Below are 17,428 nucleotides of genomic sequence, written 5' to 3' on the forward strand. Positions count from 1 at the left end.
ACGGCGACAACGTCAAACTCGAGGGGCCCGGCAAATATCAGCTCACGCTGGTAATCGGTTCACCGGCGACGGCGGCAAACCATCTATTTGGCCGCCACGTCGACAAAGAGACCGGGGTGGCGCCGTGGTTCGAGACCTTCGAGGTGCAGCGTGATTTCGTATTCGCCGGGACCGGCAAGAAGGGCGGCTACTGATCCCTGACATTCAGCATCATTCAGTATCAAATTATTTCAAATAAGGTATAAGGTGTCATGACGGTCACGCCTGGTTTTCGCGCGCGCGTGGCCCGTGCGGGCGATTTTCTGCGTGACCATCAACGGGGCATCCGGCGCCTGCAGTGGTCGATCGTCGGGCTGTATCTGGTACTGCTGCTGGTGCCCGTATTCTTACCGCTGCCGGATCGCACGGCTTCCATATTCAACCATTTCACCGTTTTTGCCCAGTTTGCCTTCTGGGGGCTCTGGTGGCCATTCGTGCTGATATCCATCCCGTTGTTCGGCCGCGCCTGGTGCGGGCTGTTCTGCCCGGAAGGCACGCTCACGGAGTGGGCCAGCCGGCATGGGCGCGGCCGGGCCATTCCGCGCTGGATGCGCTGGGGCGGGTGGCCTTTGGTGGCATTCAGCTTGACCACGATCTACGGGCAGTTGATCAGTGTGTATCAATACCCGTGGGCCGTGGCGGCGATTCTTGGCGGATCGACGCTGGCCGCCATGGGGGTGGGCTGGCTGTACGGAAAGGATAAGCGCGTCTGGTGCAAGTACTTGTGCCCGGTCAGCGGGGTGTTCAATCTGCTGGCCAAGCTCTCGCCCTGGTATTACCGGGTCGACGCCGACGCTTGGCGCGCGCCCGTGCGGCGCACGGCATCCATCAATTGCGCACCGCTGTTGCCCCTGCGTACCATGCAGGGCGCGGCCGAATGCCACATGTGCGGGCGCTGCAGCGATTACCGGGGCGCCATCACGCTGTCGCCCCGTTCACCCGAAGCCGAGATCGTCCATGTGTCGGGCGGCAATGCCTGGCAGACCGGGCTGATCGTGTTCGGCCTGATGGGGTTGGCACCCGGCGCGTTTCTGTGGAGCGCCAGCCCCTGGTATGTGTCTCTCAAGCAGGCGCTGGCCGCCTGGCTGGTACAGGCCGACATATATTGGCCGCTGGCCGATACGGCGCCGTGGTTCATCCTGACGCATTATCCCCAGGTCAATGACAGCTTCAGTTGGCTCGATGGCGTGGTCATTCTACTGTTCATTTTTGCCACGGCGGCCGTGGTGGCAGGCAGTGTGTTGGCCGGGCTGTGGTTGGCGGACCGCAACCTGCCGGCGCTGGAACGGCCCGGCGTGCGCGCTGCCTCGGGTGTTTTGCTGCGCAGCCCGCTGGCTGGTGTGCACATGTTGGCGCAAGGCCTGATACCGGCCGCGGGTATCGGTGTTTTTCTGGGCTTGTCGGCGACCACCCTGAGCCTGTTGCAGCATGAAGGCGTAGCCACCGGATGGGCCAATCCAGCCCGTTTTTCACTGCTGTCCCTGGCCCTGCTCTGGAGCCTGCGCTTCCAGTGGCGGTTGGCTGGTCTGCGTACGCCCGGTTTTTGGCGGCGCGTATCTGCCGTGGCGGCTGTGGCCTTGTCGCTCGCGCCCTTCGCCTGGGTGTGGGTGCTGTTGTTCGTGCGTTGAGCGCCATCGTCCCCGCCCTGAACGGCGGGGCTTGTCGCGCACCGGGTCAGCGCCCGGCCAGGGCGGCGTCGGCCGCAGCCAGGGCGTGCAGCCCGGTGGTGTCGAACAAGGGCACACTGGCATCGGCGGCGCCCACCAGCAGGGAAATTTCTGTGCACCCCAGGATGATGCCCTGCGCGCCCTGGTCGACCAGGCCTTGCATGATGCGCCGATAGGCCTCGCGGGATGCGTCGCACGTGCGACCCAGACACAGCTCGTCGTAGATGACGCGATGCACGACGGCGCGGTCGGCCGGCCCGGGCACCAGGACCTCGATTCCGTGCCGGCGGGCCAGCCGCTCGCGGTAGAACGCCTGCTCCATGGTGAAAGCCGTGCCCAGCAGGCCCACCCGGTTCAGGCCGGCCTTGTGGATGGCCTGGGCGGTGGGGTCGGCGATATGCAGCAGTGGCAGGGGGGTGGCCGCTTCGATGGCGGGCGCGACCTTGTGCATGGTATTGGTGCACAAGACCAGCAGATCGGCACCGGCCCGTTCCAGTGCGCGGGCGGCATCGGCCAGCGCCTGGCCCGCGCCCGCCCAATCCCCCTGGTGCTGCAGGGCCTCGATGTCGGCGAAATCAACGCTGTAGAGTACGAGCCGGGCCGAGTGCAGGCCCCCCAGGCGGGCCTTTACGGCCTCGTTGATCGCGCGGTAATACGGTACGGTGGATTCCCAGCTCATTCCGCCCAGCAGGCCGATCGTCTTCATGGTGTGGTCCGTGTATATGACAGGCTGGCCCTGTTGGCGGGCCCGCAGCCGGGTTGTCTTCGTGATGGGCGCGCAACAGGGGCGCGGCGCCCACCATGATAGCGTACTACTTGCGCCATGATTGGGAACGGGCGTTTGACATAGGTCAACGATGCTCGCGTAAGGCGGGGGGGTTCGGTTGACGGTTGGAAAGTAAGGTTCCTAAACTTTTCGGTTTGGTCCAGCGCCTTGTGTCGAGGCGTCGCTAGCGGCCGGGATTTGATGGGGGCGGGGTGTGGGTGTAGGCGCGCGTGGCTTTGCTGGTGCGGTTGGACGCCTGTTGCGGTCCGCGCGGGGTCTGCTGGTCGTGCTGGTGGTCGCCTGGTCCGCGGTGGGTCCTGCCGCTGCGCAAGGCGTTGCATTGCGGGTGGGTGTGTTTGGTTCGCCCCCTGACCTGATGCTGTCTCCAGACGGCCGCCTCAGCGGCCTGTTGGGCGAACTGTTGCAGGAGATGGCCGATCATGAAGGCTGGACACTGCAGCCGCACCGCTGCGAGTGGCGCAACTGCCTGCAGGCTCTGCTCGCGGGCGAACTCGATCTTCTGCCAAATGTCGTCTACAGTCCCGAGCGGTCGAAGGTGCTGGATTTCAACCACGTGACGGCCTACGAACGCTGGATGCAGGTGTTCGTGCCAGAAGGCGTACAGTTGGATACGCTGGCCGGGCTGACGGGCAAGCGCGTGGCGGTGCTCGATGGCGCTATTCAGTCACAGTATCTGGACCGGCTACTAAGGCAGATGGAACTGGACGTCGAACTGGTGCCCGTCGCCGAACTGCAGGCCGGTTTTGCCATGGTGCAGTCCGGGCACGCGGATGCCGTATTTGCCAATACGTATTTCGGGGCGCTGACAGCGCCCGCGTACGGGCTCCAGGCCTCCAGTGTCTCGATCCTGCCCGTGCAGATCCGTTATGCGGCCCCCAAGGGGCGGCACCCGGACGTATTGGCGCACATCGACGATTATCTCTCGGCCTGGCAGGCCAATCCACAGTCGCCCTACTTCCGGCTCTTGTCACACTGGCACGATCCGGTCAGGCAGGAGGCGGACTCGAATGCGCCAGCGTACTGGGTTTTGGAACTGACACTGGCTGGGGTACTGCTGGCGCTGGTGGGTTTGTTGCTTTTGTACTGGCGCCGTGGGCGGGCATTGAATCGCATTGGCGCAGCCCACCCGGCCACGCCCGAAACGGCGCGCGAGGCCCTGCAAAATCACGCTTCGCCCGGGGAATCGGTCCGGCTGAATACTTTCCACGATGCCCTGACCGAGCTGCCACAGCGTCAGGTTCTGCTGGGCCGGATCGAGCAGACCGTCGCGCTCGCAGCCAACGGCGAGGCGCACGCCGCGATCCTGGTATTCGATATATTCGGCTTTGGCAAGATCAACGACACGTACGGCCAGGACGTCGCGGACGCCATATTGCGTGAAATCAGCCGGCGGCTGCTGGTGGGGACGCGGCCACGCGACACGGTATCGCGCACTGCGGGCGATGAATTCACCGTCTTGCTGACCATGTTGGGTCCCAGGGTCGAAGAGGCCCGACGCCACGCATTCCGGGTGGCGCATGCCTTGTATCGGCAGCTGACCGAGGAGCCCATCGAGGTGGGTGGCGAGCAAATTGCGTTGCGCCTGAGCGTCGGGTTCACCATGATTCATGCGTGCAGCACCGACGTCAGGCAAGTGCTGCGGGAGGCCGGTATGGCCGTGCGTGCCGCCGAGGCGGGCGGGGGCGACCGCATCGTACCGTTCAACCAGGCGCTGCAGGCCGAGATTGCCGATCGCACCGCGCTGGAGCGTGATCTGGCCCTGGCTGTGCAACGCACCGAACTGGCCATGTATATCCAGCCCCAATTCGACGTGCATAACCGCGTCAGCGGCGCAGAGCTGCTGGCCCGTTGGGATCACCCGACCCGGGGCCCCGTGCCACCCGGGCAATTCATTCCTATGCTGGTCGGCATCGGGTTGCTGCAGCCGTTCACGCTCTGGACGCTGCAGGTCGCCTGCGAGGCGCTGGCGACGTTGCGGGGCGACATGACATTGTCGGTGAACATCAGCCCGCATTGTCTGCTGCGTGCCGATTTTGTCGATTCGGTACGGACCGTGATCCGCGAGACCGATGCATCCGCGCATCGGCTCATCTTCGAAATCACCGAAGAGGCCTGGCTCGACGACCTGGACCTGGCGGCGCATAAGATTTTCGAGCTCAGCTGCCTGGGCATCCGCTTCTCGTTGGATGATTTCGGCGCGGGATACACCAATCTGACCTATCTGCGCCGCCTGGCAATCCACGAACTGAAGATCGATCGCAGCCAGATTGCGGGGCTGCCGACGGACCGGGACAGCCGGGCGATCGTTCACATGATCCTGGGCATGGCCGGGCAGTTGGGCCTGCGGGTGGTGGCGGAAGGCGTCGAAACCGAAGCACAGGCCGGTTACCTGCTCCAGCATGGCTGCGACGCCTTGCAGGGATATTGGTGTGCGCGCCCGATGCCGCTGGCGGCCTGGATAGCGCAACAGCACGAAGCCGTATGCGGGCCGGTGCCATGAAACGCGTTTTTTTGCAGATGCGCCTCCGATTGAGCCATTGGCTCATGCTCTTGGTGATGTTGGCCATCCTCCTGACGCATCTGGTGGGCCTGGTGGGCACCCGCAATGCCCAGCATGACCTGCTGATCGAAGCGGCGCTGGCCGCCAACGAGTCCTTGGCCGTCAAGATTGCACAGTTGGCGTCCGAACGGCTGCAGCGCGCCCAGGGTGACTTGGCGGCCGTGGCTGAACGCATGGTGAGCAGCGGCATGAACCGCTTCGTGCTCGATTCCGAAGTGGCCCGGCTGCTGAAACTGGGGCTGGGCTTTTCGGTCACGGCCGTGCACGACGCCCAAGGCAGGCTGCTCGCGGTCGCCATAGAGGATTCAGCCGCACGCCCCGAAGGGCACCTGGAAGCCCCAGGCGTGGATCGCTTGCTGGGCCAGCGCCAGGCGGGCGTCAGCCCGGCCTTTCTCACGGCGGGCGGCAAGCTGGCCATCATGCTGGTTCAGCCCCTGACGGGATCCCAGGGGCTGGATGCCGGCTATCTTTCTGCCATCATGTACCTGGAAGACGAGAGCGGCCTGCGGCGGCTGTTTGGCCACGTCCAGTTCAAGGATGACACGCAGTGGCTGGTTGTCGACCCTGTCGGTCGCGTGCTGTATGACTCGCATCTCGGGCGTATCGGCCACAGTGGCCTGGGCGAGCCCGCTATCGTGCAGGCCCGTCAAGCCCAACAGTCGGGCCAGTTGGCCTATCAAGATCGGCAGGGCTTCAAGCGCCTTGCTGGCTATGCCTCCGTACCCGAAGCGGGGTGGCTGGTGCTTGTGCAGCGCCCCGAAAACTCGGTCTTGCAGGGCCTGAATCGTCGCCTGCTGGACGTCTTGCTGGACGTGCTGACGCCCATCGTGCTGCTGATGCTGCTGGCGTGGTGGTCGGCGCGCTGGATCGTGCGCCCGATCGGGCAGCTGGCGCAACTGGTGCAAGGAGGAACCAGCGATGGCGTGGCTGAGCAGATCGCCCAGGTACGCTGCTGGTATTTTGAGGCCCGTCTGCTGCAGAAGGCCTTGCTGGCGGGTATCGGGCGCACCCGGCGGACAATCACCGAACTGCGCGAGGCGGCCCATGCCGACCCGTTGACGGGTCTGGGCAACCGCAGGGGCCTGGATCTGATGCTCGAAAAACTGGTGGGAGAGGATCAGCCGTTTGCCATCATCGCGTTCGACATCGATCATTTCAAGACCGTCAACGATGCCTATGGCCACGCGGTTGGAGACCAGGTGCTGTGCGCGTTCGCAAAGCTCATCGGACACGTGGTGCGTATGGACGACACGGTGTTTCGGGTAGGGGGCGAAGAGTTTCTGGTATTGCTGCCCGATGCGGATGTCCATCGTGCGGCGCAGCTGGCCGAGCGCCTGAAAGCCCACCTGGCCGGGCAACCGCTGCTGCCCGATGGCCTGCGGCTCACCGTGTCTGCCGGCGTGGCAGACTGGCAACCCGGTTCGAGCGTGCCGGCGGCCATCGAGACAGCGGATCAGGCCTTGTACCGGGCCAAACGCGCCGGCCGCAACCGGGTCGAAATGGCTGACCCTCGGGTGGGCCCCGACGCGGCGGGCGTTTGATTTGGTGGTGCGGTCTATCTCTAATTTCGAACTTTGCTTCCGAATGTTTGAGTAATGAATAGAACTGACGAGTACGGATGATAGCGTCCGTCAAGGTGGTGTAAATCCGTAGATTGGCAGGAATTCCACCCAGAACTCGCGGACATCGGACTCGCCGATGCCCACGTTCAGAATCTCGCGACGCCCGTCCTGATTCATCCCGCAGACGATTATCGTAGCCACAGAAACTACGCACCCGCCACGGCGCGTCTTCAGATACGCCGCATCGAGTCGCAGGTAAGGCCACTCGCCCTCGATGGGACGATTCAGAAAGGACTCGACCAGCTCATGAATCCCATGGCACAGCAGCGAGACCCGGCTCTTGGAGATGTCCTCGGCCATCGTCATCTCCTTGTCGTAACGGTTGGACTTCGTAGACTCAACCTTACTGGAGATCGGCGATGGCTCGCTGCTACCTGCAGCCCACCATCTGGATTTACACCACTTCCTCGGACTCTATCAAGGTTGGCCCGCGCATCGGGTGCTCGAACACCTGGCGTGCATAACCTGTGCACGACGTACACTGAGGAATCGAAAATTTCGATTCCTAAGCTGACATTTTTGAATTACCCACTTCAACTTCCCTACGCTACCATTGTTCAAAGTTTCCGTTTGGGTGCGGGGAGGTTGCTTATGACGGAAGTAGTATTACGTGTAGAAGGGCTTTGCAAATCCTTCAGTGGGGTCCATGCGATCAGGGATCTTTCGTTCGAGGTGGAATCGAGCGAGGTGATGGGGTTGATTGGCCCAAATGGGTCGGGCAAGTCGACCACGGTCAATTCACTGGCTGGGACCTTTCCTGTGACGTCCGGGGAAATTGTTCTGACTGGCACGAGCATTCAGCATTTACCAGAATGCGAGAGAGTTGAGCTTGGTCTTGCGCGAACTTTCCAGACTGCAAATGTCTTTCCAGAATTCACAGTGCGCCAGCAAATAGCGTTGGGATGTGAAGCGACGTTGAAATCGTCGCCGCTTTCGTCAGTGTTTGGTGCAGAGTATCGCCAGGGCGAGTCTGAAGCGATTGAGGCACGGATGCATGATCTACTTGAGATCACAGGATTGCTCGATGTGGCCGATGATCTCGTGGGAACAATTTCTTCGGCTCAGCAGCGTTTCCTGATGGTTGCTACGGCACTGGCATCTGAGCCAAAAATCGTGTTGCTCGATGAACCCGCAGCTGGATTGGTATCACACGAACGCAAGACACTGAGCGATTTGATTAAGGCAATCCGCGCGCGAGGCATTGCCGTGTTGGTGATCGAGCATCACATGGCGCTCATCATGGATGTTTGTGATCGCATCGTGGTACTGAACTTCGGCTCCAAGATCGCCGACGGTACGCCTGCCGAAATCCGCAGCAATCCCGCGGTGATCGACGCATATCTCGGGGAGGTGTCCGATGCTTGAAATACGTGGTTTACGGGTTGGGTATGGCGCCATCGATGTCGTTCATGGCATCGACCTAGACGTTAAGGAAGGTGAATGCGTTGCGTTGATCGGGGCGAATGGAGCAGGTAAATCCTCAACGCTGAAGGCGATCTGTGGTCTGATTTGGGCCAAGAGCGGGACGATCCGATTCAATGGCAAGGACATCACGAACCAAAGTGGTCATTCTATTGTTCGCGCCGGCATCACCATGTGTCCCGAAGGGCGGCAGGTCTTTCCCCAGATGAACGTGCTGAAGAATCTGCGCATGGGGGCCTATGCCCGCAGGGACTCCGAACAGGCGCAAGATATCGAGGAGATGATGGACATGTTTCCAATCCTCCGCCAGCGAGCCACTCAGGCAGCGGGAACCCTATCGGGTGGCGAGATGGAAATGCTGGCTATCGGTCGGGCGCTGATGGCGCGTCCCAAATTATGCATTTTTGACGAGCCTTCGCTAGGCCTTGCTCCGAAAATCGTGGCTGAGGTGGGCGAGATTATTGGTCGCATCAAAAAGATGGGCAAGACCATCCTGTTGGTCGAGCAGAACTCGTTGATGGCCCTGCGTCTCGCTGACCGAGCTTATCTTTTCGACGCGGGCGAGATCGTGTTGGAAGGGACAGGCGAGGAACTGCAGTCGAATCCCGAAGTGGCCAAGGCTTATCTGGGCCATTGATGGCTGGCGCCGTCGGGGACGTCAGGCGCCGAATTCTATTTCTGATACAGGAGACATAAATGAGGATTGCAAAGTTTGCAGCGACTACCGTCATTGCCACACTGGGTCTTGCCCTGTCGAGCGTGGCGGTCCAGGCCAGCGAGAAAACCTTGGATATCGGTGTCAGTGATGCACTGACTGGCGGTGCGGCCGTCTATGGCCTGCCGCAGGCGCAGTCGGTCGAATTGGCTGCCGAAGAGATCAACGCCAGCGGCGGGATCAAGGTGGGAGACGACACCTATATGCTGAATGTCATCGCCTATGACGACAAGGCCAATCCGACGGAGGCCTCGAATTCGGTGCGTAAACTCCTGGATCGGGACGGTGTGAAATACATCCTGGGGTTCTGCTGCTCTGGGGCTACTGGGGCGGTGGCCTCCTTCATCGAGAATGAGGACGCGGTGATGTTGGTGGGTAATGCAGCGGAACGCTCGATTACCACACGTGAAATTCCGAATCTGGTGAGGACCCGTCCGCCAGCCGATTACACCGGGGCGGCAGCGGGGCGCTTCGTCGCAGCCAAGGGGCATAAGCGCGTCGCGGTGCTGGGGGCGCTTGAGGTCGGGTTTTACGCCAGCTATGTCGACGCCTTCGAGAAAGAGCTTAAATCAGCAGGCGGTGAAATCATCACCAAAGAGCTCTTTGCGCTGAAAGACCGTGACATGACGCCTCAACTGACCAAAATTCGCAGCTTGGAGCCGGACGCCATCTTGGTTGTCGGCTACGTAGAGCCTGCGGCGTTCATCTACCGGCAGGCTGTCGAGCTCGGGATTGACGTGCCACGCTACGGTTTCACCAGTGGCAGTGAAGAGCAGTTTCTGCGTGTTGCCACATCCGAACAGATGGAGGGTGTCTGGGATCTGCGTCCTACCGAGCTGACGCTGCAATCGGCCTCCCAAAACGGCATTGACTACCACCAACACTTTACCGAGAAATTTGGTATTGCGCCTTCACCCAGCTCCCCTTATGCCTATGATCAGACTTATGCGCTGAAAGATGCGCTGGAAGCCGCGGGGACCGTTGAAGATACCGCGGCCGTCGCAGCTGCACTACGCGAAATCCCAGTGCCGGATGAGGTGGTCATGCAGTATATCCCGGTCGACGGCAAGATGTTCGATAGAAATGGACAAGCCTATACGTCCAACGGCGCGTTCCAATGGCAGGATGGTCATTGGACTTTTGTCGAAGAACTGCCATCAGATGCGGCGGCTTATTCGGCCTTCCTGAGTACCCTCGACTGATGGAACGCCGCGGGTTGCTCATCTGAGTTGCCCGCCCTAACCATCGTAAATCCGCCAGACCTGAATCGGCTGTCGTCACTGCCGAATGGTCGATCTGTGCGAAACGAGAGCCTGTGACATGATCGAAATCCTTCAACAAATTGTAAATGGGATCGCTATCGGGGGGGTGTATGTCCTGATCGCTCTTGGCCTCACCACCGTGTTCGGCATTCTTGGCATTGCCCATTTTGCACATGGATCAGTGTCCATGTTTGGCGGATACCTGACGTATCTTCTGGTGGCGTCGCTAGGCGTGCCTTTGGTCGGTGCGGTTGCGATTGCCGTCATTGTGGGCCTCCTGCTTGGGGCAGCCATCGAGTTTCTAGCCTACCGGCCTGTCAGAGATGCTAACCCAATCAATGCCTTCATCGTCGCCTTGGGTCTGACGATGATGGTCGAAGGAATCAACCTGCAGTTCTTCGGAGCCGAACAGGTCGTGATTCCTACTGACGCGGGTCATATTTACGATATTGTGGGTGTGACGATCCCAGAACTGCGGCTGTATGTCATCTTCTCAGCGGCGGTCCTCGTCGCGGCAATGGCGATATTCGTTGAGCGGACCAAAACCGGCCAGGCGATCCGGGCAGTGGCGGAGAACCGCGACGCCGCCATTCTTATGGGCGTCAATGTCAATACGATTTCCCTGGTGGTCTTTGCGGTGTCCACGGCACTGGGCGTAGCTGCCGGGGTCATGGTTGGATCCTTGTTTGCGATTGCGCCAGGCATTGGCGAGGGGCTGGTGATCAAGGGGTTTGCGGTGCTGATCCTCGGAGGCCTGGGTTCGTTCCCGGGTGCGGTCATCGGTGGCATCGTGCTCGGCGTCACCGAGTCGCTGGCGGCGGGTTTTATTTCGTCCGCTTATAAGGACGTCATTGCCTTTGTGGTGATGATCATCGTTCTTCTGGTTCGCCCACAGGGCCTGTTGGGGAAAGCCTGATGTCTATTTCAGCCAAGCACGTCTTCTATGCTGCGGTGTTGGCCTTGTTGTGCGCGCTGCCGCTGTTCATCACAGTCAAATATTATGTGCATCTCAGTATTCTGGCCCTGGTCTGGGTGATTATGGCACAGGGGCAGAATCTGATCCAAGGCTACACAGGCTACGTCTCGATCGTATCGGCTGGGTTCATGGGCATCGGAGCCTATAGCACTGCGCTGATGGGAATGCACTTCGACCTGCCTGTCTGGCTGACCATTGTGCTCGCCCCCTTCATCACCGCTGTCTTTGCGCTGGCAGCCGGCTATCCCAGCCTGCGGGTCAAAGGCCATTACTTTGCCATTGTGACCCTGGCCTTCAACATGGTGATCTTCATCGTCCTGATGAATTTCACAGATTTGACCAACGGCGAAGCGGGCCTGACAGGCATTCCCAAACCGGGCAGTGGAAGCGGGCCGTTCGATTTTCGGAACCGGATCGCATACTACTACTTCGTGTTGCTGGTTGCGGTCCTGATGGTGATCGTCGCTGCCCGGATCGTGCGCTCACGCGTCGGGCAGATCCTGATTGCCATTCGGCAGAATGAGGACTTGGTCAGTGCCGTCGGCATTCCGACCTGGAAGTACAAGCTTTTCTCCTTTATCGTCAGCGCCATGTTCGCGGGCCTTGCGGGCGCGCTCTATGCGCACTACCAAAGCTTCATAAACCCGGAAATCTTCGGTGTAGCACAATCATTGGATGCGATCCTGGCCGTCATTGTGGGCGGATCGGGCACCATTGCTGGCCCTATGGTCGGAGCGTTCATCTTGGTTTTGCTTCCCGAGGTTCTGCGTTTTGCCGATAGTTTTCGGCTCATTATCTACGGCCTGATCTTGGTGTTGGCCACGATCTTCATGCCGCGCGGCATTGTGGGCTTGGCTTCGCAGGCTTGGGGCAAGATTGCAGACCGGGGCGGTTCGTGATGGCCACTGTGTCCGAACTGGCCTGGCTGGCCCGTATCAACGCCTTCGCCGATCACGATGTAGCGCCGCTTGCCGGGCGATGGGTCTGCGGCGATGTTCCTGGAAAGGACCTACTTGGTCGGGCCGCCGAGTACGGCCTGACGCGGATCGAGGTGCCAGTGGCCGAGGGAGGCTTGGGCCTGTCCTTTGCCGCCAAGGCACGAGCCTGTGAACTGCTGGCTGCGGCCGATTTCGGTTTCGCGATGTCGGTGGTCAACAGCCACAACGTGGCTGCCAAGTTAGCGCGCTGTGCCCGTCCCTCGGTAAAAGATCAGTTGCTGCGACCTCTGCTCGCCGGTGAGGCCAGTGCTTGCACCGCGCTGACCGAAGCCGGTGCCGGGTCGGACTTTGCAGCGATTCGCACGTCTGCCAGGCGGGTGGCGGACGGCTGGGTTCTGAATGGCGAAAAAACCTGGATCGTCAATGCGCGCCATGCCTCGGTCGCCATCGTTTATGCGCAATGCGGCGAGATTGGTAGTCGTGATGGAATTGGCGCCTTTGTCGTTGATCTGAATGCCCAGGGGGTAGAACGGTTTGCCCGCGATGCGGATTTTTCACAGGTCAGCGCAGGCACCGGCGGCTTTCGCCTGACAGATTGCCATGTGGAGCCCGAGCGCCTCTTGCTGGAACCGGGTCTCGCCTTCAAGTCGATCCTGGGAGAAATCAATGGCGCTCGGATTTATGTGGCAGCGATGTGTTGTGGCATGGTGCGGGCTGGGTTGGGGATCGTCCGTCACTATGGACTGGAGCGACATACGTTTGGCCAGCCCCTTGTCGACCACCAGGCTTGGCGCCTCGATCTGGCGCGCTGTGACACGGAACTGGCGGCGGCGCAGGCACTGGTTGCGGAAGCGGTTGCGGGCATTGTGGCGGGTTGTGATGTCCAGTTGCTGGCGGCACAAGCCAAAATCTATGCAGTGGACAGCGCCCAACGGCAGCTCGCGGTCCTGTTCCATGCGATGGGCGCCGAGGCACTCAATCCGGAGCGTCCTCTTGCCAGGCATCTGGCCGCTGCGCAGGTAGCGGCGCTGGTTGATGGATCCACCGAAATGCTTCTCGAACGCGTCGCGCACCTGACTCACGGTCGGGCCAGGCGCAAAACCCAATCAGATAGGCAGTGAACCATGCGTGTATTCCAGATCGAAGGTGACTGGGGCTTTGATAGCCTGAAACTGACACACCGGCCTGAACCGAAGCCAGGGCGGGGTGAAGTATTGATCTCCATGAGTAAGGCGTCGCTGAATGCGCGTGACTTGATCGTGCCGCTAAGGGGCTATGGTCGTGCCACCGGCGAGTTGCCACTGATTCCGGTCTCGGATGGAGTTGGAGAAGTGATCGAGATCGGCGAGGGCGTCTCACGCGTCAAAGCTGGAGACCGGGTCTGCCCCACTTATTTTCAAAATTGGACGTCCGGCGACCCTAGTCCCGAGCGTTTTTCCTCGGCGCTTGGCGGGCCTCTGGACGGGGTCATGGCCGATTTAGTCTGCCTGTCCGAGGAGGGTGTGGTTCGAGTGCCAGATTATCTCAGCGATGTCGAAGCGGCCACCTTGCCGTGCGCGGCCTTGACCGCATGGAGCGCCATTTCAACGCACAATCGCACCCGTGCGGGGGATCGGATCCTGATCCAGGGGACAGGCGCGGTGGCTCTGTTTGCCCTGGTGTTTGCCAAGATCCACGGAGCGCATGTCACCGTGATCTCATCCAGCGAAGAGAAGCTGGACAAGGTACGGGCGATGGGCGCGGATGCCACCATCAATTATTGCAAGACCGAGGACTGGGCGCGAGCCAGTCGGCCCATCACCGAAGATCGTGGAGGCTATGACAACATCATCGAGCTGGGCGGTGAGATGACCCTTCCGCTGTCGTTGCGAGCCATTCGACCAGGTGGCACGATTTCGGTGATTGGTGTGCTGTCGGGGTTGAATCTGAATGCATCGCTTGGGCCGATCGTGACACGCCAGGTGCGGCTTCAGGGCGTGACCGTCGGTCATCGCGATGGGTTCGAGGCAATGTTGGTCGCGATGGCACAGCATGAAGTTCGTCCAGTTCTGGGGCGAAGCTTTGTTTTTGAGGATCTCAAGGCCGCACTCGACCATTTGCGCGCGGGCGGTCATTTCGGAAAAACGTTGATCGAGTTCTGAGTCATGATGGATGAAACCCGGCGTTTTCACACCCGATATCATGCAGAGCGCCAGCCTAGCAAGCTTGCCTACAAGATGTGCACGACTGGGGAAACCGTGAGCTTCGGCCAATTAGAAGCCCGGGCCAATCAGGGCGCGCATGTGCTGCGCCAGGCCGGGCTGGTTGCCGGTGATCACATCGTCATCCTGATGGAGAACCGGCGCGAATTCTTTGAAATCTGCTTTGCCGCGGACCGCGCCGGCCTCTATTACACGACTGCCAGCACCCATCTCACCTTTGATGAGATCCGCTACATCGTCCACGACTGTAGCGCTCGCGTGGTGATCGGGTCCGACAAGTTTGCCGGAATTCTGGTCGGACTGCGTAGTGACTTACCGGCTCATCGCAGGATCTTTGTCGTCGGCGCGTTAGTCGCAGGATGCGATGACTGGTGCGCGGCCGCCGCCAATCAACCAACGACGCCGATCTCCGATGAAGTTCAGGGGCTGGACATGCTCTATTCTTCGGGCACGACGGGCCGGCCCAAGGGCATCAAATGGCCGCTGACCGGCGAACCGGTTGGCACCAACACCATGCTGATTGAGCTGCTGACGAGCTTGTTCGGTTATGCCTCGGATACCCGATATCTGTCTCCAGCGCCGCTTTATCATGCGGCGCCGCTGCGCCATTCTATGGTGACGATCAAAATGGGGGGCACGGCTTTTATCATGAGCAAGTTCGACGCTCTCAACGCGCTGGAAATCATCGAACAAGAACGGATTACCCACAGCCAATGGGTGCCGACCATGTTTGTCCGGATTCTAAAATTGCCACGGGCGGAGCGCGAGGCATTCGACCTGTCTTCACTGAGGATGGCGGTGCACGCTGCCGCGCCTTGCCCGGTGGATGTCAAGCATAAGATGATCGACTGGTGGGGCCCGATCATCCACGAATATTACGCGGGCACCGAGAACAACGGTTTTGTGGCTCTGGATACCCAAGAATGGCTGTGTCACGTAGGCTCGGTCGGGCGTGCGAAGTTGGGTGTACTGCACATTTGTGACAAAAATGGTGAGGAACTGCCGGCGGGTGCTGAAGGCGAGATATATTTCGAAAACGGCCATCAATTCGAGTATCACAACGACCCCGAGAAGACTGCACATAGCCGCAACGCCATGGGCTGGACCACACTGGGCGATATCGGGCGGCTTGATGACCAAGGCTATCTCTATCTGACTGACCGCAAGTCGTTTGTCATTATCTCAGGCGGGGTCAATATTTATCCGCAAGAAACCGAGAACGTACTGCTGTCCCATCCTGCGGTCGAAGATGTGGCGGTGATTGGTGTGCCAAACGAGGATTTTGGCGAGGAAGTCAAGGCGGTCGTGCAACTCATGCCGGGCGTGACACCTTCGGCCGATCTCTCTGAGAAGTTGATCATGCTGTGTCGCAGCAGGCTGTCGGCGATCAAATGCCCGCGCAGCGTGGATTTCCGCGATAAATTGCCGCGCGAGGCGACCGGCAAGCTCTATAAGCGGTTCCTGCGAGATGAATATTGGCGGACGGCCTCGGAAAAGGTGCGCCAGCCGTGAAGGCCATGAATCGGCTCGTCGCCTGTGGCCAGCAGCAGCCTGTCGACCAGTCCCTGGGCCCTCAGGTCGTGCAACACCTCGATCCACGAGGTCTTGGACTCACGGATGCCGTCGGCCAAGCGTTCAATTTCTTCTGTCAGTTCAGCGAACAAGTATTGTGACCGAAGGCGACCCCACCCAGCCCTTGGTTGGCGTTGTTATGCAGGGAAAATTTGGATACCATCAAGATAACCTAAATAGCTAGAGCGTGTGGTTTTCCAGGTGGAAAAACTCAAGAATATTAAGTCAATCCAAGCTTTTTTGGCGGCTGCGGACTGCGGCAGTGCGACGCGCGCGGCAAAACTTCTACACACCACCCAAAGCTCGATCAGCTACCACATCAAGAAATTAGAAAGTGGGCTCGGTGTCTCGCTCTTCAATAGAACACCCTCCGGACTGGTGCTCACCGACCATGGGGTTTTGCTTGCTTCTTATGCTGAACGTGGTCTTGCTCTGATCCAATCGGGCCTCGAAAGCGTTGGGAAAGTAGCTGAGTCCGTGAGGGTGGCGCTCTTGCCTATGTTCGCCAGCCGCTGGTTATCGGCACGACTCGGTGATTTCTGGGTACATCACCCAGACCTGCAACTCTCCGTGCAGACCCATAATAATACCTATGCTGGACTCGAGCACCCAGAGCGTTACGCGGATCTCGGCTTTCAATGGGGGCGTGGTGACTGGAACGGCTTCGAGGTAACCAGGCTATGGCCGGAAAAGATGGTAGTGGTGTGCAGTCCACAGTACCTGGCTGCTCATCACATTAATACGCCGCACGATCTTTCACGCTGCGCGCTGCTTCACGTGGATGACAAAGAGATGTGGGAGGAGTGGTACAAGAATAACGGGCTGATGCTCCCCGAACTGCAGCCCGAGATGATGCTGAAGGACCGTCATTTCCAGCTGAGTTCGACGATCAACGGCCTGGGTGTGTCGCTCTTCGTTAAATGGCTGATCACAGATGAACTCAAAAGAGGGGTGTTGGTGGATGTCTTCGACCGCGATTTCGATACCAGCTTTGCCTATCATCTGATTGTGCCGAAAGATGCGCCGTCCTCCAGAGCCTCGCAGGTATTTCTGGATTGGTTTTTCAAGCAATGTGCAGAAAATGTACGCTAATCCGCGACAAAATAGTGCCTGTAGCTGGGGGAGCGCAATTTCGACTGAGATATAGTCAAAGGTGGTGTACAGGATGGGAATGCAGGGCGAGGGTTGATCGGGTGGCGAGCCTTCTGCTGAAATGAGTTTGTGAACGACATTTTGGCAACTACGGAGTTGCCCATGAAGAATTCGTTTGACTGATTTCAGACCGGATTTGCGGCGATCCGAGGCCACTAATTCTGTCGGAGTAGCCCATCCCATCGGGTATTTTCCTGAATTCGCGTCTGAATCCACGCTAAAAAACAGGACACAAAAAGAGGGCGGATGCCCTTGCGGGCAATCATGTGCAGCAACCACTTCATATTGAACCCCGCCGCGCATAGCACAGCGTGAATCGCATCGCCGATTCTTCCTTTCAAATAACAGCGATTCATGCCGTGATCGCTTTTCAGATGCCCGATTACCGGTTCGATCGCTTGCCGCTTTTTGAGCAACTGCTGCTCCTTTTGCGTCAGACGCTTGAATTTGCCACGATGCTTGAGGCTGTACTCAGGGATCTCTGCATCCACGCCCCGATAGCCCAGATCCGCATA

Annotated in this window: 16 protein-coding genes; 13 read left to right on the forward strand and 3 right to left on the reverse strand. The window is 59.7% G+C overall.

All coding sequences use genetic code 11. The features are described from left to right. Both WCZ84_RS10775 and WCZ84_RS10780 read left to right on the forward strand, forming a co-directional pair. A partial coding sequence (locus WCZ84_RS10775) for an iron transporter (protein WP_372686277.1) occupies positions 1–194 on the forward strand: 194 nt, incomplete at its 5' end. 57 nt (positions 195–251) lie between these two features. After that, the gene (locus WCZ84_RS10780; protein WP_372686278.1) at positions 252–1,667 is read left to right on the forward strand and encodes a 4Fe-4S binding protein; all 1,416 of its coding nucleotides are present in this window, start codon (positions 252–254) and stop codon (positions 1,665–1,667) included. 46 nt (positions 1,668–1,713) lie between these two features. Here WCZ84_RS10780 and WCZ84_RS10785 read toward each other — a convergent pair whose 3' ends face one another. Beyond that, positions 1,714–2,412 carry an aspartate/glutamate racemase family protein gene (locus WCZ84_RS10785; RefSeq protein WP_372686279.1) on the reverse strand — a complete coding sequence of 233 codons (699 nt, stop codon included), beginning with the start codon at positions 2,410–2,412 and terminating at the stop codon, positions 1,714–1,716. Positions 2,413–2,731: 319 nt separating this feature from the next. Here WCZ84_RS10785 and WCZ84_RS10790 point away from each other — a divergent pair, with 319 nt between their 5' ends. Continuing rightward, positions 2,732–4,993, forward strand: coding sequence for an EAL domain-containing protein (locus tag WCZ84_RS10790; protein ID WP_372686280.1), 2,262 nt, complete (start codon positions 2,732–2,734; stop codon positions 4,991–4,993). Continuing rightward, entirely contained in the window at positions 4,990–6,594 is a 1,605-nt protein-coding gene (locus WCZ84_RS10795; RefSeq protein ID WP_372686281.1) for a diguanylate cyclase, read from the forward strand. Before WCZ84_RS10790 ends, WCZ84_RS10795 begins: the two co-directional genes overlap by 4 nt. Before the next feature lie 90 nt (positions 6,595–6,684). Here WCZ84_RS10795 and WCZ84_RS10800 read toward each other — a convergent pair whose 3' ends face one another. After that, positions 6,685–6,975 carry a transposase gene (locus WCZ84_RS10800; RefSeq protein WP_372686282.1) on the reverse strand — a complete coding sequence of 97 codons (291 nt, stop codon included), beginning with the start codon at positions 6,973–6,975 and terminating at the stop codon, positions 6,685–6,687. A 291-nt stretch (positions 6,976–7,266) separates the two neighbouring features. Between WCZ84_RS10800 and WCZ84_RS10805 the strand changes: the two genes are divergently transcribed. The 9 genes from WCZ84_RS10805 (at position 7,267) to WCZ84_RS10845 (ending at position 16,853) form a co-directional block, all read left to right on the forward strand. Continuing rightward, positions 7,267–8,040: an ABC transporter ATP-binding protein gene (locus WCZ84_RS10805; protein ID WP_372686283.1), complete on the forward strand. Its 774-nt coding sequence runs from the start codon at positions 7,267–7,269 to the stop codon at positions 8,038–8,040. After that, entirely contained in the window at positions 8,033–8,734 is a 702-nt protein-coding gene (locus tag WCZ84_RS10810) for an ABC transporter ATP-binding protein (RefSeq protein WP_372686284.1), read from the forward strand. Before WCZ84_RS10805 ends, WCZ84_RS10810 begins: the two co-directional genes overlap by 8 nt. Before the next feature lie 59 nt (positions 8,735–8,793). Continuing rightward, complete coding sequence (locus WCZ84_RS10815; protein WP_372686285.1) at positions 8,794–10,014, forward strand: ABC transporter substrate-binding protein; 1,221 nt, start codon at positions 8,794–8,796, stop codon at positions 10,012–10,014. A gap of 118 nt (positions 10,015–10,132) precedes the next feature. Next, positions 10,133–10,990 (forward strand): branched-chain amino acid ABC transporter permease, encoded by an 858-nt coding sequence (locus tag WCZ84_RS10820; RefSeq protein WP_372686286.1) that lies wholly within the window; start codon positions 10,133–10,135, stop codon positions 10,988–10,990. Beyond that, complete coding sequence (locus WCZ84_RS10825; RefSeq protein WP_372686287.1) at positions 10,990–11,949, forward strand: branched-chain amino acid ABC transporter permease; 960 nt, start codon at positions 10,990–10,992, stop codon at positions 11,947–11,949. Before WCZ84_RS10820 ends, WCZ84_RS10825 begins: the two co-directional genes overlap by 1 nt. Next, positions 11,949–13,109 carry an acyl-CoA dehydrogenase family protein gene (locus WCZ84_RS10830; RefSeq protein ID WP_372686288.1) on the forward strand — a complete coding sequence of 387 codons (1,161 nt, stop codon included), beginning with the start codon at positions 11,949–11,951 and terminating at the stop codon, positions 13,107–13,109. The genes WCZ84_RS10825 and WCZ84_RS10830 overlap by 1 nt, the downstream gene beginning before the upstream one ends. Positions 13,110–13,112: 3 nt before the next feature. Further along, complete coding sequence (locus WCZ84_RS10835; protein WP_372686289.1) at positions 13,113–14,129, forward strand: NAD(P)-dependent alcohol dehydrogenase; 1,017 nt, start codon at positions 13,113–13,115, stop codon at positions 14,127–14,129. Positions 14,130–14,132: 3 nt separating this feature from the next. Continuing rightward, positions 14,133–15,701 carry an acyl-CoA synthetase gene (locus tag WCZ84_RS10840; protein WP_372686290.1) on the forward strand — a complete coding sequence of 523 codons (1,569 nt, stop codon included), beginning with the start codon at positions 14,133–14,135 and terminating at the stop codon, positions 15,699–15,701. A 261-nt stretch (positions 15,702–15,962) separates the two neighbouring features. Continuing rightward, complete coding sequence (locus WCZ84_RS10845) at positions 15,963–16,853, forward strand: LysR family transcriptional regulator (RefSeq protein ID WP_372686291.1); 891 nt, start codon at positions 15,963–15,965, stop codon at positions 16,851–16,853. A 215-nt stretch (positions 16,854–17,068) separates the two neighbouring features. Here the strand turns inward: WCZ84_RS10845 and WCZ84_RS10850 are convergent. Continuing rightward, the coding region (locus WCZ84_RS10850; RefSeq protein ID WP_372686292.1) for a transposase at positions 17,069–17,428 on the reverse strand (360 nt) is incomplete at its 5' end.

The sequence above is a fragment of the Castellaniella sp. genome (assembly GCF_041675725.1).
Taxonomy (GTDB): Bacteria; Pseudomonadota; Gammaproteobacteria; order Burkholderiales; family Burkholderiaceae_B; genus Castellaniella.